Source organism: Streptomyces sp. NPDC006687, assembly GCF_040636215.1.
Classification (GTDB): domain Bacteria; phylum Actinomycetota; class Actinomycetes; order Streptomycetales; family Streptomycetaceae; genus Streptomyces.
Genome location: NZ_JBEYJJ010000020.1, coordinates 10,981 through 25,865 on the forward strand (window position 1 = coordinate 10,981; position 14,885 = coordinate 25,865).

Here is a 14,885-nt window from a genome sequence, read left to right on the forward strand (position 1 = left end):
ATTTATGGGGACTCGGGGGCGTATCGATGAGGAGTGTGTACCGCTTTGCCCCCCTCGGGATTTGAACGGGTTCGGCCCGTTCCCGGTTCCGGCCCTCTGTGCCCACCCCGCGTGACCCCGGTCACTTTGGTCGGACAAAGCGGACACAATCTTTGTGCACGCGTTCACAAAGACATAGCCTGCTGTCGACGGGGCGGTCCTGCGACACGAGGCCGCCTGCAGCCCCGCTCATCCCGCAGGAGCATCGTGGCAACTGGCCGAACTCACCGACCGGCGACCCGCAGCCGAGGTATTCCCGAGGCCACTGTCGCCCGGCTTCCGCTGTACCTGCGCGCCCTCACCGCGCTCTCCGAGCGCTCGGTGCCCACGGTGTCCTCCGAGGAGCTCGCCGCCGCCGCCGGAGTGAACTCCGCGAAGCTGCGCAAGGACTTCTCCTACCTCGGTTCCTACGGCACCCGGGGCGTCGGCTACGACGTCGAGTACCTCGTCTACCAGATCTCCCGCGAGCTCGGGCTGACCCAGGACTGGCCCGTCGTCATCGTCGGCATCGGCAACCTCGGCGCCGCCCTGGCCAACTACGGCGGCTTCGCCTCGCGCGGGTTCCGCGTGGCCGCGCTGATCGACGCCGATCCGGCCATGGCCGGCAAGCCGGTGGCGGGGATGCCCGTGCAGCACACCGATGACCTGGAGAAGATCATCGAGGAGAACGGGGTCTCCATCGGGGTCATCGCGACCCCGGCGGGCGCCGCGCAGCAGGTCAGCGAGCGGCTGATCGCCGCCGGTGTGACCTCCATCCTGAACTTCGCGCCCACCGTGCTGTCCGTGCCGGACGGGGTGGACGTGCGCAAGGTCGACCTGTCGATCGAGCTGCAGATCCTGGCGTTCCACGAGCAGCGCAAGGCCGGCGAGGAGCCGGGGGGCGCGGCTGCCGGTGCCGCGGGCGGTGCGGGTGCGGGTACCGGGGCCGCACCGGTGGCCGCCGTCGAGCCGCCGGCCGGGCGGGCTGCCGCCGCCGCGCGCAAGGGCGGTCCCGAGGGTGACGTTCCGGCGGTGATGCCGGCATGAGTCTGCTCGTCGTTGGCCTGAGCCACCGCAGTGCGCCGGTGAGCGTGCTGGAGCGGGCCTCGCTGTCCGCCGACGCCAAGGTCAAGCTGCTGCACGACACGCTCGCCGCCGAGCCGGCGGCCGAGGCGACCGTGCTGGCCACCTGCAACCGGATCGAGCTGTACGCCGACGTGGACAAGTTCCACGCCGGTGTCGCCGAGCTGTCCACGCTGCTGGCCCAGCACAGCGGGGTCGCGCTGGAGGAGCTCACCCCGTACCTGTACGTCCACTACGAGGACCGGGCGGTGCACCACCTGTTCTCGGTGGCGTGCGGGCTGGACTCGATGGTCGTCGGCGAGGGGCAGATCCTCGGGCAGATCAAGGACGCGCTGGCGCTGGGGCAGGAGCTCCACACGGCGGGCCGGCTGATCAACGACCTCTTCCAGCAGGCCCTGCGGGTCGGCAAGCGGGCGCACTCCGAGACCGGGATCGACCGGGCCGGGCAGTCGCTGGTGACGTTCGGGCTGGAGCAGCTGGCCGTGCGGCAGCCGGTCGCGGAGTGGGCGGCCGGGAAGCGGGCGCTGGTGATCGGGGCCGGGTCGATGTCCTCGCTGGCCGCCGCCACGCTGGCCCGGGTGGGGGTCGCGGAGATCGCTGTCGCCAACCGGACCGCTGAGCGGGCGGAGCGGCTCGCTGAGATTCTGGTTGCCTCGGGCACCGGTGTGCGGGCGTGGGCCGTGCCCATGGCCGCCGTCACGGACGAGCTGGCGCTGGCCGATGTGGTGGTGTCCTGTACGGGGGCCACCGGGCTGGTGCTGACCGGGGACGACGTCGCCGGTGCGGTGTCGGGGGGCCCTGCGGGGCATTCCCCCACCCCGCCCCTTCCCGCAGCGCCCATGAGCGGCTCCGCCGCGGGCGGGGCCGCGCCCCGGACCCCCGCGCCCCAGGCTCCCCCGGCTACCGCTGGGAGGCTTGAGATCGATGCCGATGTGCTGGCTCGGCTGGTGGCTGCCGCTGAAGGTGGGCGGCGGCTTGCTGATGCCGGGGCCGTTCGGACCATCGCTCCCGCCGCGGCGGAGGAGGCGTGTCCCGTCGGGGACGGCCGGTCCGCGCTGGCGGGGGTGGACGCCAGTTCGCTGGAGCTGCACGGGGCCTGGGCCGACCAGGGGGAGGCCGCCGCGCAGCGGCAGCCCCGGCGGGGGAACCGCAGCCACGGTGACGGGGCGCCCGTGCGGCTCGCGCTGCTGGACCTGGCCATGCCCCGCGACATCGACGCCGCTGTGCACCGGATCCCCGGTGTGCGGCTCGTCGACATCGAGAGCCTGGCCGAAGCCAGCGCGGACGCGCCGATGGCCGCCGATGTCGACGCCGTGCGCGCCATCGTCGCCGAGGAGGTCGCGGCCTTCGGGGCCGCGCAGCGGGCCGCGCACATCACCCCCACCGTCGTCGCCCTGCGGGCGATGGCCGCCGAGGTCGTCGCCATGGAGGTGGCACGGCTCGACGGGCGGGTACCCGACCTCGACGAACGGCAGCGCGCGGAGGTCACCCAGACCGTGCGCCGCGTCGTCGACAAGCTCCTCCACGCGCCGACCGTGCGCGTGAAGCAGCTCGCGAGCGAGCCCGGCGGCGCCGGGTACGCCGAGGCGCTGCGTGAACTCTTCGACCTCGACCCTCAGACGGTGGCATCCGTCAGCCGGGCGGACGCGGCCGATCCGAAGAACGACGACCCAGGACGGGCATCATGAACTCACGTCCCGACCAGCCCCTCAGGCTTGGCACGCGGCGCAGCAAGCTGGCCATGTCCCAGTCCGGGCACGTCGCCGAGGCGGTCCGGGCGGTCACCGGCCGGCCCGTGGAGCTCGTGGAGATCACGACGTACGGCGACGTGTCCCGTGAGCACCTCGCGCAGATCGGCGGCACCGGCGTGTTCGTCACCGCCCTGCGCGACGCGCTGGTGCGAGGCGAGGTCGACTTCGCCGTGCACTCGCTGAAGGACCTGCCGACCACCCAGCCCGACGAGCTGGTCATCGCCGCCATGCCGCTGCGCGAGGACCCGCGCGACGCCCTCGTGGCGCGCGACGGGCTGACCTTCGAGCAGCTGCCGGACGGCGCGCGGGTCGGTACCGGCTCGCCGCGCCGGATGGCGCAGCTGAACGCGTACGCGAAGCAACTGGGGAAGTCCGTCGAGTGCGTCGCGATCCGCGGCAACGTCGACACCCGGATCCAGTTCGTGCGGGACGGGGAGCTCGACGCCGTGGTGCTCGCCGCCGCCGGGCTCAACCGGATCGGGCGCGGTGACGAGGCGACCGACCTGCTGGCCGTCGACACGGTGCTGCCGGCCCCCGGCCAGGGAGCCCTGGCCGTGGAGTGTCTGGCCTCCGACGCGGAGCTCGTCGCCGCGCTCGGCCGGCTCGACGACCCGCACACGCGCGCCGCCGTCACCGCGGAGCGCGCCCTGCTCGCCGCTCTGGAAGCCGGTTGCAGCGCGCCCGTGGGCGCGCTCGCCGACCTCCTGGCCGACGGCCAGACCGTCAATGAAATGCGCCTGCGTGGTGTCGTGGGAACCCTCGACGGTTCCACGCTGGTCCAGCTGTCCACCACCGGTCCCGTGCCCCAGTCGTACGACGAGGCCATGGCGCTCGGCCGCGAACTCGCGGACGAGATGCTGGCCAAGGGCGCGGCCGGTCTGATGGGGGAGCGATCCCTGTGAACCCCTCACGCCCCACCACCTCCGCATTCCCGGCCGTCGCGGCCCAGGGTCTGGTCACCTTCCTGGGTGCCGGCCCCGGCGACCCGGGTCTGCTGACGCTGCGCGCCGTGGAGGCGCTCGGTGCCGCGGACGTGCTGATCGCCGAGCCCGAGGTGCTCGACGTCGTACGGACCCACGCGCGCACGGGTGTCGACACGCCGCAGCTGACGGTCGCTGACGAGAAGTCAGTTGCCGCCGGGGTCCCGGTGATCCGTGACGCCGCCAATCTTGTCATGGAGGCCGCGCGCTCCGGCAGGCGGGTCGTCCGTGCCGTCACCGGTGACCCGGGGCTGGACGGGAACGCCGCCGCCGAGATGCTGGCCTGCGCCAACGAGGGGATCCCCTTCGAGGTCGTGCCCGGTGTCGCGACCGCCGTCGGCGTGCCCGCGTACGCCGGTGTGCCGCTGCGCGGCGACAAGGGCGCGGACGTGCGCTTCGTCGACGCCCGGCACGCCTCGCCGCGCTGCTGGAGCGAGGTGGGGGCCAGCGAGGGCAGCGTGGTGGTGGTCTCCGCCACGCTGGAGACGGTCGCCGCCGCGGCCGCCGAGCTGGTGTCGGCCGGCCGCAAGCCGGAGACCCCGCTGACGGTGACCGTCGGCGGTACGACGACCCGGCAGCGGACCTGGACGGCGACCCTGGGCACGATCGCCCAGGTGTTCAAGCAGGGCAAGGTGCTCCCCTCCCCGGAGGGCTCCCGCCCGGTCATAGCCGTGGTCGGGGAGCAGGGCGCCGCCGCGCGCCGCGAGGAGCTGGCCTGGTTCGAGTCGAAGCCGCTGTTCGGCTGGCGGGTGCTCGTGCCGCGCACCAAGGAGCAGGCCGCTTCCCTCTCCGACCAGCTGCGTTCGTACGGCGCGGTGCCGCACGAGGTGCCGACCATCGCCGTGGAGCCGCCGCGCACCCCGCAGCAGATGGAGCGGGCGGTCAAGGGCCTGGTGACGGGCCGCTACGAGTGGATCGCCTTCACCTCCGTCAACGCCGTCAAGGCGGTGCGGGAGAAGTTCGAGGAGTACGGGCTCGACGCGCGTGCCTTCGCCGGGATCAAGGTCGCGGCGGTCGGCGAGCAGACCGCCGCCGCGCTGGTGGAGTTCGGCGTGAAGCCGGACCTGGTGCCCAGCGGTGAGCAGTCGGCCGCCGGTCTGCTGGAGGACTGGCCGCCGTACGACCCGGTCTTCGACCCCATCGACCGGGTCTTCCTGCCGCGCGCCGACATCGCGACGGAAACCCTGGTGGCCGGGCTGATCGAGCTGGGCTGGGAGGTGGACGACGTCACCGCCTACCGGACCGTGCGGGCCTCGCCGCCGCCGGCGGACACCCGTGAGGCGATCAAGGGCGGCGGCTTCGACGCCGTGCTCTTCACCTCCTCCTCGACCGTCCGCAACCTGGTCGGTATCGCGGGCAAGCCGCACAACGTGACCGTCATCGCCTGTATCGGGCCGGCGACGGCCAAGACGGCGGAGGAGCACGGCCTGCGCGTGGACGTGCTGTCGCCGGAGCCGAGCGTGGGCAAGCTGGCGGAGGCGCTGGCCGCGTACGGGGAGGCCCGCCGCGAGGCCGCCAAGGAGGCGGGCGAGACCGTGTCCCGGCCCAGCGAGCGCCGTCCGGGCGCGCGGCGCCGTCGTACGACGTGAGCCTGCCGGCGGAGCCGTCCGGTTTAAGGCGGAGGAGGGGCCCGGGTGCGCACAGCGCCCGGGCCCCTTCGTCGTCTCCGGCACCCCCTAGGCTGGGGGCGACTGCTGTCGATGCTCGAAGAGGCGACTAGAAGATGAGCGCGTACGGATCCTTCCCCGGTTCGCGGCCCCGCCGGCTGCGGACCACCCCGGCGATGCGGCGGATGGTCGCCGAGTACCGGCTGCACCCCTCGGACCTGATCCTGCCGGCGTTCGTCCGGGAGGGCATCAGCGAGCCGGTGGCGATCTCGTCGATGCCGGGCGTGGTCCAGCACACCCGGGACACGCTGCGGAAGGCGGCCGTGGAGGCCGTCGAGGCGGGCGTGTCGGGGATCATGCTCTTCGGTGTCCCGGCGGACGAGAACAAGGACGCGCTGGGCACGGCGGGCACCGAGCCGGACGGCATCCTCCAGCTGGCGATCCGCGACGTGCGCGCGGAGGTCGGTGACGACCTGGTGATCATGTCGGACCTGTGCCTGGACGAGTTCACCGACCACGGCCACTGCGGGGTCCTGGACGCCGAGGGCCGGGTCGACAACGACGCGACGCTGGAGCGGTACGCGGAGATGGCCCAGGTCCAGGCCGACGCGGGCGCCCACGTGGTGGGCCCGAGCGGCATGATGGACGGCCAGGTCGGCGTGATCCGCGACGCGCTGGACGAGACGGGCCACGAGGACGTGTCGATCCTCGCCTACACCGCCAAGTACTCGTCCGCCTTCTACGGCCCCTTCCGCGAGGCCGTCGCCTCCTCCCTCCAGGGCGACCGCAAGACCTACCAGCAGGACCCGGCGAACGCCCGCGAGTCCCTGCGCGAGCTGGCGCTGGACCTGGAGGAGGGCGCCGACATGGTCATGGTCAAGCCGGCGGGCCCCTACCTGGACATCCTGTACCGGGTCGCGGAGGCGGTGGACGTGCCGGTGGCGGCGTACCAGATCAGCGGCGAGTACGCGATGATCGAGGCGGCCGCGGAGAAGGGCTGGATCGAGCGCGAACGGGCGGTCCTGGAGACCCTGCTGGGCATCAAGCGGGCGGGCGCGGACACGATCCTGACGTACTGGGCGACCGAGGTCGCGGGCTGGCTGCGCGAGCAGCGGTGACCCCGGCACCGCCGGCGGGGCCGTCCGCCGTGCGGGGGCGCGTCCGCGGGTGCACGCTGGTAATCAGCGGCCACGGAGGTGATCGCCATGAAGGATGCCGTCGGATGGCATGTCGACATGGAGTTCCAGGAGGACAACAGGCGCACCCGCGCAGCGGCCCTCGTCCGGCTACCGGACGGGAGCGAGATCCGCTCGCACGGCTACGCGAGCCGTCACCCCAGTGACGGCAACCAGCCCCGGGTGGGCGAGGAGATCGCGGCGGCGCGTGCGCTGAACGACCTGAAGGAGCAGTTGCTCAGCAAGGCGCACACCGAGATCGACGACGCGTCGGGACGCACCTCGTACCCGATCACTCGCTGACCCGGGCCCCGGGCGGCGCTACCGGCTGACCCAGCCGGTCAGCGCCGCCCAGCTCCCGGGCGCGAGCCCGAGCGTCGGCCCGTCCGGCACCTTGGAGTCCCGGACGTGGACGGTGGTGGGGGTGGTGGCCACCTCGACGCATTTGTCGCCGTCGCTGCTGCTGTAGCTGGACCTGTACCACTTCAGCGTGGTGTTCATGGCTCTCCTAGCAGGCGTTCCAACAGGCCCCTCGTTTCCTGGGGGTTGAGGGCCTGCGTGCGCAGCATGGCATATCGCTGAGCCAGCAGGCTGACCTCATAGGGATCAGTGACCAGTTTGCTGGTGCGCTGGCATTCCAGGTAGCCGGCGAGCATGTGGTCGGGGGTTTCCAGAACGGTGAAGGGCCCCGCGAGGCCCGCCTGGCAGGTCTGGCCGAGGGGCAGGACCTGGATGGTCACATGGGGGATCTCCATGCAGTCCACGAGGTGGCGCAGTTGCTCCCTGTAGACGGCGTCGCCGCCGATGCGGTCGAGGAGCGCGGCTTCCCAGATGACGAAGCTCAGGTTCGGGGGCTCCTTGCGGTGCAGGATCTGCAGCCGGGCGAGCCGCCGGGCGGTCAGCCGTTCCATCTCCTCGGGCGAGAACACCGGGACGCGGCAGCGGAAGAGGGCCCGCATGTGGTTCTCGGTCTGGAGGAGTCCGGGGATGACCATGGTCTCGAACCAGTTGAGCGCGATGGCGTGCTTCTCCAGGTCGAAGAAGCCCTCGGCCCACGGGAGCAAGTCGTCCTTGGCGGGCATCTCGACGGCGGCCACGGTCAGCATGCCCGGCAGGCCCAGGTGGAGATCGAGCAACTCGGCCACGTTCGGCATGAGCATGCGGCGGCCCTGCTCGATGGAGGCGATGGACTCCTCGTCCAGCTTGACCAGGTCGGCCAGCTGCCGTTGGGTCAGGTTCTTGGCGAGGCGGGCGGCGGCGACCTGTTTGCCGACCATTTTCATCGTCGTCGCATTGGGACGTGGTCGCTTCTTCGGTGGCATGGCGATGAACTCCCCGCCTTGGTGCGTGAACTACCCCTGGCGCACCCGTACTCATCGCAGAGTACGGGTCAGCGCTCTGTGGCAGCGTAGTGACGGCGAGCGACCATCGCCCCGTGAACCTCAATACGCAACCCGGGCTCATGCGCGAGCGGTTGTTACCCCGGGCCTTCCAAACCGTCTCGGCCGCACGGGATTTCACGCGCGAGACGCTCGCGGTGTGGGACGTCGCCGCCCGGCGGGACGACGTCGTGCTCTGTGTCAGCGAGCTGGCGACCAACGCCCTGCGGTACGGGGTGCCGCGCGGCCGCTCGTACCGGGTGCGGCTGCTGAACTTCGACTGCTGCGTGCGCGTCGAGGTGCACGACAGCGGTCCCGGGCGGTCGCGCCTGCTGGAGCGGCCGCCCGGGACCGGACTGAGGATCGTCGAGGCCGTCTCCGACCTGTGGGGGGTGCTGCCCCGCTCCCCCGGCAAGGCCGTCTGGGCGGAGTTCCGCTCCGACGGCTGCTAGCGGGACGGGCGGGTCAGGCCGGCTGTTCCTGCGTCGCCGCCGTGATGACGGAGAACGCGCCGCCCTGGGGGTCGGCCAGGACGGCCATGCGGCCCGCCGCCATGTCGAAGGCGGGGGCCAGGACCGTGCCGCCGGCGCGGACGGCGGCCGCCTGGATGTCGTCCACGCTGTCCGCGCTGAAGTACGGCTGCCAGTGCGGCGGTACGCCCGGCGGCAGCGAGCTCAGGTCCATCATCCCGCCCACCGCGCGGCCGTCGACCTGGAACTCCACGTACCCCTCGGCGCCGGGCATGTCGGAGCGGTGCGTGGTGACGGGCAGGATCGAGGAGTAGAACGCGGACGCCGCCGGCAGGTCGGGCGTGCTCAGCTCGTTCCAGATGAGCGCGCCGTGCTCGTTGACGATGCCGGCCCCGTCGAACGTGCCGGGCTGCCACAGGCCGACGACCGCGCCGGCCGGGTCGGCGATCACGGCCATGCGGCCGAGGTCCATGACGTCCATCGGGCCCATCATGACCCTGCCGCCCGCGTCGGTGACGGACTTGAGGGTGGAGTCGATGCCGTCGGTGGAGAGGTACGTCGTCCACACGGTGGGCGGGAGCGGGTCCGGGACGGTGCCGTCCGGGTTCATGGCCTTCATGATCCCGGCGACCGGCTTGCCCTTGAGGGTGCAGACGGCGTACCCGCCCGTCTCGGGCGGCCCCACCTCGCCCTGCCAGCCGAACAGGTCGCAGTAGAAGTCGAGGGCGGCCTGCTGGTCGGGGACCATCAGGTCGATCCAGCAGGGGGTGCCGGGCTTGTAGGGGCCGTTCATGTCGGGCACGGGGGCCTCCGGGGTGGGGCGGGGGTGGACGGGCCCACCCCTACCCGGGGCCGCGGGGGCGGAACCGGGCCGTCCGAGTGAACTGGGGCCTCCCGGGCCGTGGGCGTGCCGTCCTGCGCGGTGCCCGTAAGGCCGCCGGCGCCGACGGAATCCCCCGGCGCCGCACGGGCCGGCCGGGGCGGGCCATAAGCCCGGTCTATGACCCGATAGGGCAAGGCGTACTACCTGGAGTGGGTGGGAATGCGGAGGATTCCTTCCGTACCACCCATCAACGGACGAGGACCCCAAGTGCAGTTGAAAAGAACGGCCGTCAGAACCGTCATCGCGGCCGGAGTCAGCGGGATCATCGTCACCGGCTCCGCACCGGCCGCACTGGCGGGGGAGACCAGCCCTTCGCCCTTCGTCCCGCACGCGTCCAGCCCGGCGGCCGAGCCGTCGCCGACGGCCTCCCCCACGCGGACGGCGTCGAGGCCGGCTCTGGAACTGCGGGGACTGCCCCGCGATTTCGTACCCGGTGCCGCATGGCAGGAGTTCGCCGTCGTCCTGCACCATGCGGACACGGCCGAGAAGTTCAACCGGATGTTCTTCCAGGTCCACGACACCCAGGGGGCGGGCCTCAGGGCCGATCAGATCGAGGTCGAGTACTTCCTGGACGGCCGGTGGCGGTCCACCCGGTCCTTCAACGACCCGAGCGACAACTGGCAGGACTTCCCGGTCCCGGAGGGCGAGGAGCCGGTGCCGGCGGACGTCACCGAGATACCCGTCCGGCTCAGGTTCGGCGCGGACAGCCCGCTCGCCGACCGGGTCGACATCGGCGTCATCTCGTACTACGGGTCCACCGAGGTCGTGGGGATCCAGCCCCTGAAGGTCATCCGGCTGGTCCGCGACACCCCGGAAAAGCCGGAAGAGCCCGAAGAGCCGGGGGAGTCCACGGATCCCGGGACCCCGACCGATCCCGGCGACCCGACCGGTCCCGCGGATCCCGGGCCGTCGCCCACGGCCCGTCCCTCCGACGGCCCGGGGGAACCCGGCTCCGAAACCCCCGGACCGTCCGCCACGGCCGCTCCCCCGGTTCCGGGAGGCGGGGCCGGGCCCGGGTCCTCCTCCGCCCCGGCGGCTCCGGCGTCCGGCGGTGAACTCGCCCGCACTGGTGCGGACTCCGTCTCCGCGCCGTTGGCCACCGGTCTCACCGCGCTCGGCTCGGGTACCGTCCTCGCCCTCGTCGCCGCCCGCGTGCGGCGACGGCGACGGCGGCAGTCGGCTACTCGTTGACCAGGACCGGGATCGAGAGGACGGCGGCGGCCGGGGTGCCCGTGAGGTGGTCGGCGGGGACGGTGAAGTCGATGCCGTCGCCGGCCGCGCGGGGGCCGGTGTGGGGCTGGCCGGCGTGGCTCTCCTCGCCCTCCTCCTGGTGGTGGAAGGTGCCCGTGCCCAGGAGGTGGCCCTGGGCGTCGTAGTAGGCGGCGGTGATCTCCAGGGCCAGGGTGTCGCTGACGTCCGAGCTGATGGCGATGTGGCCGGTGACGGCCGGGGCGCCGGTGAGGTGCAGGTCCGTCAGCTTGACGCGGTCCGTGAACGGGCCCTGCTCGGTGCGGACCTCGCCCGCCGCCGGAGCCGGGGTGAGGACGGCGGCCGGAGCGGGCGCGCTGCGCGGGGCGGGCAGGGACACCGGGGCGGCGGCCGGGGCCGGGTCCTTGGCCTCCGCCGACGGCGACGCCGCGCCCGAGCAGCCCGTGGCGAGCGCGAACAGGGCGGCGGCGGCCGCGGCGGCGGCAGCGGCGCGGGGGAGGTACGTCAGCGTCATCGGAAGTGCTCCTGGGAAGGCCGTGGAACGGGCACGGGCGGCCGGGGCCGGGGGAGTGCGCCCCCGGCCCCGGCCGCCCGGGGATCAGTGCTGCGGCTGCGGGGAGCGGCCGAACAGCGAGCGGTACATCTTTCCGTACAGCTCGGTGTTGATCTGGCTCGCGGCGAAGACGTTGCTGCCCGGGCCGTAGGAGAAGATCGGCACGTCCGCGCCGGTGTGGTTGCCCGACAGGTAGGTCAGCCACAGGCTGGCTTCGGGGCTGCCGTCCTTGACGTCCTTCGCGTCGTCCGGGGTGCGGAAGGTCGCCGGGGCGAAGTTCTTCGTGTCGGCGGAGCCCGCGCCGTTGACGATGCCGCTGGAGCGCGCCGGGTCCTTGGCGCCCGAGGCGGCACGCGAGGGGACGCTGTTGTTGGCGGGGTTGCCGGCGTCCGTGTTGGACGGGGGCGCCACGGCCTCGGCGTTGGTGTAGGTGCCCTTCTCGATGATGTTGAAGCCGGCGCACTCGTGGTCCGCCGTGACGATCACGAGGGTGTGGCCGTCCTTCTTCGCGAACTCGTAGGCGGCCTTGACGGCGTCGTCGAACGCCTTGATCTCGTCGAGGGTCTGCGCGGCGTCGTTGGCGTGCGAACGCTTGTCGATCTGGGCGCCCTCGACCTGGAGGAAGAAGCCCTTCTTCGCCTTGCGGTCGTACGAGCCGCCCTTGCGGTTGCTCAGCAGCTGGATCGACTTGCGGGTCATGTCCGCGAGCGAGGGCTCCTGCTTCTGCGGGGCGTCGGCGGGCAGGGCCGCCTTGTTGTGCTCCACGGTCAGGTTGCCGCGGTTGAACAGGCCGATGACCTTCTTGCCGTTGGCCTTGTCCAGGTCCGCCTTGGTGGCGACCTGCTGGCTGGCGGCCGTCTGCGCGGGCAGCTTCGGGTCGCCGAAGTTGCCGAGGACCTGGTAGCCCTGCGCCTGGAGGGCCTTCTGGTCGTCCGGCTCGAAGCGGGCCAGGCCGCCGCCGAGGATGACGTCGGCGGTGCCGTTGCGGGCGATCTGCTCGGCGATCGGGGTGACCAGCGTCTTGTCGGCCGGGGCCGCCTCGTAGCTGCCGTCGTCCTTCTTCGGCAGGCACGCGGCGTCGGAGTACACCGGGCCCTGGCAGCCGCGCAGCAGCGCGTGGCTGAACTCGGCGGCCGGGGTGGCGTCGGTGATCTCGGCGGTGGAGACGTTGCCCGTGGCGAAGCCGGCCGCGTGGGCCTGCTCCATGAGCGTGGTGACCTTCTTCTCGTACGCGTCCACGCCGATGGCGGCGTTGTACGTCTTCACGCCGGAGGACCAGGCGGTGGCGGAGCTGGCCGAGTCGGTGACCAGGGAGGGCTTGGCGCTGTTCTTCTCGACGGCGTAGGTGGCGACCGCGCCCGTGACGGGCAGGGTCTCCATGGTGAGCTTGCCGCCGGCGCCCATGAACCGGTCGCGGGCGGCCGTCACGTGGGTGCGGCCCATTCCGTCACCGAGGAGGTAGATGACGTTCCGGATGTCCTGGTGCGAGGCGTCGCTCTGCTGGGGCGCGGAGTTCGCGGTGACGGCGGTGCCGGCGGCGACGGCGCTGGCTATGGCCAGGACGGTGAGCGTCTTCAACGGTCTGCGGCGCATGTGCGGGAGATTCCCCTCGGGTGTTCGGCACGGTCGGGCCGAACGTAGGAGGGCCGTGTGAACGGAACGCTACGGAGCGGTGTTGCGGGGTCGAACAAGCAGCCACCTGCATCGCCCTCGCGGAGGGGCTCCAGGTCCCGCTGGTCACCTGTGACGCGCGGATCGCCCGCTCGGGCAGCGCCCGGTGCAAGGTCGAGGTGTTCGGCGCGGCATAGCCGACGGCCCCCTCCCGGTGGGGGAGGGGGCCGTCGGGTGGTGGGTCAGAGCTTCTCGGGGGTGCGGATGCCCAGGAGGGACATGCCCTTGTTCAGGGTGCGGGCCGTCAGGTCGCAGAGGAACAGGCGGTTCTCGACCTGCTCCGGGGTGGCGGCCTTGAGGACCGGGCACTCCGCGTAGAAGGTCGTGTAGAGCGAGGCCAGCTGGTACAGGTACGCGGCCAGCTTGTGCGGGGCGTAGTCCTGCGCAGCCTCCGCGATCAGCTCGCCGAAGCCGTCCAGGTGCAGGCCCAGCGCCCGCTCCGACGCCGCGAGCTCCAGCTCGGGGTGGGCGGCCGGGCGGGCCTCGCCCGCCTTGCGCAGGATCGACTGGATACGGGCGTACGCGTACTGGAGGTACACGGACGTGTCACCGTTCAGCGAGACCATCTGGTCCAGGTCGAACTTGTAGTCGCGGGCCGCGGACGTCGACAGGTCGGCGTACTTCACCGCGCCGATGCCCACCTGGGCACCACGCTCGGCGATCTCCTCCTCCGTGAGGTCCTGGGCCTTCTCCCGGACCACGGCCGCCGCCCGCTCCACCGCCTCGTCCAGCAGGTCCACCAGCCGGACCGTCTCGCCCTCACGGGTCTTGAACGGCTTGCCGTCGGCGCCGAGGACCGTACCGAAGGCCAGCTGCACCGCCTTGGTGTTCTCGTTCAGCCAGCCGGCGCGGCGGGCCGTCTCGAAGACCATCTTGAAGTGCAGCCCCTGACGCGCGTCCACGACGTAGATCAGGGTGTCGGCCTTCAGGTTGCCGACGCGGTCGCGGATGGCCGACAGGTCGGTGGCGGCGTAGCCGAAGCCGCCGTCCGACTTCTGGACGATCAGCGGCGTCGGGTTGCCGTCCGGGCCCTTGTACTCGTCGAAGAACACGCACAGCGCGCCGTTGGAGCGGACGGCCACGCCCGACTCCTCCAGCAGCTTGCAGGTCTCGGCGAGCATGTCGTTGTAGCCGGACTCGCCGACCACGTCCGCGTCCTGGATGTCCATGTCCAGCTTGTTGAAGACCGAGTAGAAGTAGATCTTCGACTCGTCCACGAACCGCTGCCACAGCGCCAGGGTCTCCGGGTCGCCCGCCTGGAGGTCCACCACCCGCGCCCGGGCCCGCGTCTTGAACTCCTCGTCGGAGTCGAAGAGCGCGCGCGACGCCTTGTACAGGCGGTTGAGGTTGGACATGGCCTCCTCGCCGGAGACCTCGCCCTCCCCGCCCTTGTGGTCCAGCTCGTGCGGGTGCTCCAGCAGGTACTGGATGAGCATGCCGAACTGGGTGCCCCAGTCGCCGATGTGGTGGCGGCGGACCACCTTCTCGCCCGTGAACTCCAGGATCTCCACCATGGCCGCGCCGATCACGGCGGAGCGCAGGTGGCCGACGTGCATCTCCTTGGCCACGTTCGGCTGCGCGTAGTCGATCACCGTGGTGCCGGCGGACGGGGACAGCGGCACGCCGAGCCGGTCGTCGGCGGCGCGCGCCGCCAGCGTCCGGATGATCGCCTCGTCGGAGACGGTGATGTTGAGGAAGCCGGGGCCGGAGACCTCGATCTCCTTGATCAGGTCACCGGTGGGGATGGCCTCGACCACGGTCGTGGCCAGCTCGCGCGGGTTGGCCTTGGCCTTCTTCGCGAGCGCCAGGATGCCGTTGGCCTGGAAGTCGGCCCGGTCGCTTCGTCGCAGCAGCGGGTCGGCCGCACCGGCCTCCGGCAGGGCGGAGACGAGGGCGTCCGAGAGGCGCTGTTCGACGGAGGAAGCGAGGGAAGGGACCGAGGCCATGAGCTGCCGTTCCTGTGAGGTTGTGCCCGAATGGGTCTTGGGGGTTCCGACAAGTGCCGAGTATCCCACGGGGAGGGTGGCGGGTTCTCGGCATATCGGCCGTCGTATCACCAGACGGAAGCAACCCCGGAGCGGCCCCTTCCGTCTGGGAGAATGGCCG

The 14,885-nt window shown here is 72.1% G+C and carries 14 protein-coding genes; 8 read left to right on the forward strand and 6 right to left on the reverse strand.

What is annotated here, in order from left to right; translation table 11 throughout:
- The first annotated feature begins 246 nt into the window (after positions 1 to 246).
- The 6 genes from ABZ716_RS21990 (at position 247) to ABZ716_RS22015 (ending at position 6,917) form a co-directional block, all read left to right on the forward strand.
- Positions 247 to 1,065 (forward strand): redox-sensing transcriptional repressor Rex, encoded by an 819-nt coding sequence (locus tag ABZ716_RS21990; RefSeq protein ID WP_358811381.1) that lies wholly within the window; start codon positions 247 to 249, stop codon positions 1,063 to 1,065.
- On the forward strand, positions 1,062 to 2,789 hold the full coding sequence (locus ABZ716_RS21995; protein ID WP_358960996.1) for a glutamyl-tRNA reductase: 1,728 nt from the start codon (positions 1,062 to 1,064) through the stop codon (positions 2,787 to 2,789). The genes ABZ716_RS21990 and ABZ716_RS21995 overlap by 4 nt, the downstream gene beginning before the upstream one ends.
- Positions 2,786 to 3,754: a hydroxymethylbilane synthase gene (hemC, locus tag ABZ716_RS22000; RefSeq protein ID WP_358811379.1), complete on the forward strand. Its 969-nt coding sequence runs from the start codon at positions 2,786 to 2,788 to the stop codon at positions 3,752 to 3,754. Before ABZ716_RS21995 ends, hemC begins: the two co-directional genes overlap by 4 nt.
- Entirely contained in the window at positions 3,751 to 5,421 is a 1,671-nt protein-coding gene (locus tag ABZ716_RS22005; protein WP_358811378.1) for a uroporphyrinogen-III synthase, read from the forward strand. Before hemC ends, ABZ716_RS22005 begins: the two co-directional genes overlap by 4 nt.
- Positions 5,422 to 5,555: 134 nt before the next feature.
- Positions 5,556 to 6,557, forward strand: a complete 1,002-nt coding sequence (hemB, locus tag ABZ716_RS22010) for a porphobilinogen synthase (protein ID WP_358960998.1) — start codon at positions 5,556 to 5,558, stop codon at positions 6,555 to 6,557.
- An 87-nt stretch (positions 6,558 to 6,644) separates the two neighbouring features.
- Positions 6,645 to 6,917: a DUF1876 domain-containing protein gene (locus ABZ716_RS22015; RefSeq protein ID WP_351882832.1), complete on the forward strand. Its 273-nt coding sequence runs from the start codon at positions 6,645 to 6,647 to the stop codon at positions 6,915 to 6,917.
- An 18-nt stretch (positions 6,918 to 6,935) separates the two neighbouring features.
- On the opposite strand, the gene ABZ716_RS22020 is transcribed toward ABZ716_RS22015, so the two are convergent.
- Together ABZ716_RS22020 and ABZ716_RS22025 are read right to left on the reverse strand one after the other, a co-directional pair.
- Entirely contained in the window at positions 6,936 to 7,115 is a 180-nt protein-coding gene (locus ABZ716_RS22020) for a DUF397 domain-containing protein (RefSeq protein WP_355972513.1), read from the reverse strand.
- On the reverse strand, positions 7,112 to 7,891 hold the full coding sequence (locus ABZ716_RS22025) for a helix-turn-helix transcriptional regulator (protein WP_358961002.1): 780 nt from the start codon (positions 7,889 to 7,891) through the stop codon (positions 7,112 to 7,114). The genes ABZ716_RS22020 and ABZ716_RS22025 overlap by 4 nt, the downstream gene beginning before the upstream one ends.
- A 158-nt stretch (positions 7,892 to 8,049) precedes the next feature.
- Between ABZ716_RS22025 and ABZ716_RS22030 the strand changes: the two genes are divergently transcribed.
- Positions 8,050 to 8,445, forward strand: a complete 396-nt coding sequence (locus ABZ716_RS22030; RefSeq protein ID WP_358961005.1) for an ATP-binding protein — start codon at positions 8,050 to 8,052, stop codon at positions 8,443 to 8,445.
- 13 nt (positions 8,446 to 8,458) lie between these two features.
- On the opposite strand, the gene ABZ716_RS22035 is transcribed toward ABZ716_RS22030, so the two are convergent.
- A complete protein-coding gene (locus ABZ716_RS22035) occupies positions 8,459 to 9,256 on the reverse strand; it encodes a VOC family protein (protein WP_358811410.1) in 798 nt (265 codons plus the stop codon).
- 297 nt (positions 9,257 to 9,553) lie between these two features.
- Between ABZ716_RS22035 and ABZ716_RS22040 the strand changes: the two genes are divergently transcribed.
- A complete protein-coding gene (locus tag ABZ716_RS22040; protein WP_358961008.1) occupies positions 9,554 to 10,537 on the forward strand; it encodes a hypothetical protein in 984 nt (327 codons plus the stop codon).
- Here the strand turns inward: ABZ716_RS22040 and ABZ716_RS22045 are convergent.
- The 3 genes from ABZ716_RS22045 to argS all read right to left on the reverse strand — a co-directional run bounded on the left by ABZ716_RS22045 (position 10,527) and on the right by argS (position 14,725).
- Positions 10,527 to 11,069, reverse strand: a complete 543-nt coding sequence (locus tag ABZ716_RS22045; protein WP_358961010.1) for a hypothetical protein — start codon at positions 11,067 to 11,069, stop codon at positions 10,527 to 10,529. The genes ABZ716_RS22040 and ABZ716_RS22045 overlap by 11 nt on opposite strands.
- Before the next feature lie 84 nt (positions 11,070 to 11,153).
- Complete coding sequence (locus ABZ716_RS22050; protein ID WP_358961014.1) at positions 11,154 to 12,701, reverse strand: alkaline phosphatase; 1,548 nt, start codon at positions 12,699 to 12,701, stop codon at positions 11,154 to 11,156.
- Positions 12,702 to 12,961: 260 nt separating this feature from the next.
- The gene (gene argS / locus ABZ716_RS22055) at positions 12,962 to 14,725 is read right to left on the reverse strand and encodes an arginine--tRNA ligase (protein ID WP_358811368.1); all 1,764 of its coding nucleotides are present in this window, start codon (positions 14,723 to 14,725) and stop codon (positions 12,962 to 12,964) included.
- Between the last annotated feature and the right edge of the window lie 160 nt (positions 14,726 to 14,885).

What these genes read in the sequence shown, in the direction of transcription:
- ABZ716_RS21995 (WP_358960996.1), top strand. Translation starts at nt 1,062, where the DNA reads ATGAGTCTGCTCGTCGTTGGCCTGAGCCACCGCAGTGCGCCGGTGAGC.
- hemC (WP_358811379.1), top strand. Translation starts at nt 2,786, where the DNA reads ATGAACTCACGTCCCGACCAGCCCCTCAGGCTTGGCACGCGGCGCAGC.
- hemB (WP_358960998.1), top strand. Translation starts at nt 5,556, where the DNA reads ATGAGCGCGTACGGATCCTTCCCCGGTTCGCGGCCCCGCCGGCTGCGG.
- ABZ716_RS22015 (WP_351882832.1), top strand. Translation starts at nt 6,645, where the DNA reads ATGAAGGATGCCGTCGGATGGCATGTCGACATGGAGTTCCAGGAGGAC.
- ABZ716_RS22020 (WP_355972513.1), bottom strand. Translation starts at nt 7,115, where the DNA reads ATGAACACCACGCTGAAGTGGTACAGGTCCAGCTACAGCAGCAGCGAC.
- ABZ716_RS22025 (WP_358961002.1), bottom strand. Translation starts at nt 7,891, where the DNA reads ATGGTCGGCAAACAGGTCGCCGCCGCCCGCCTCGCCAAGAACCTGACC.
- ABZ716_RS22035 (WP_358811410.1), bottom strand. Translation starts at nt 9,256, where the DNA reads ATGAACGGCCCCTACAAGCCCGGCACCCCCTGCTGGATCGACCTGATG.
- ABZ716_RS22045 (WP_358961010.1), bottom strand. Translation starts at nt 11,069, where the DNA reads ATGACGCTGACGTACCTCCCCCGCGCCGCTGCCGCCGCCGCGGCCGCC.
- ABZ716_RS22050 (WP_358961014.1), bottom strand. Translation starts at nt 12,701, where the DNA reads ATGCGCCGCAGACCGTTGAAGACGCTCACCGTCCTGGCCATAGCCAGC.
- argS (WP_358811368.1), bottom strand. Translation starts at nt 14,725, where the DNA reads ATGGCCTCGGTCCCTTCCCTCGCTTCCTCCGTCGAACAGCGCCTCTCG.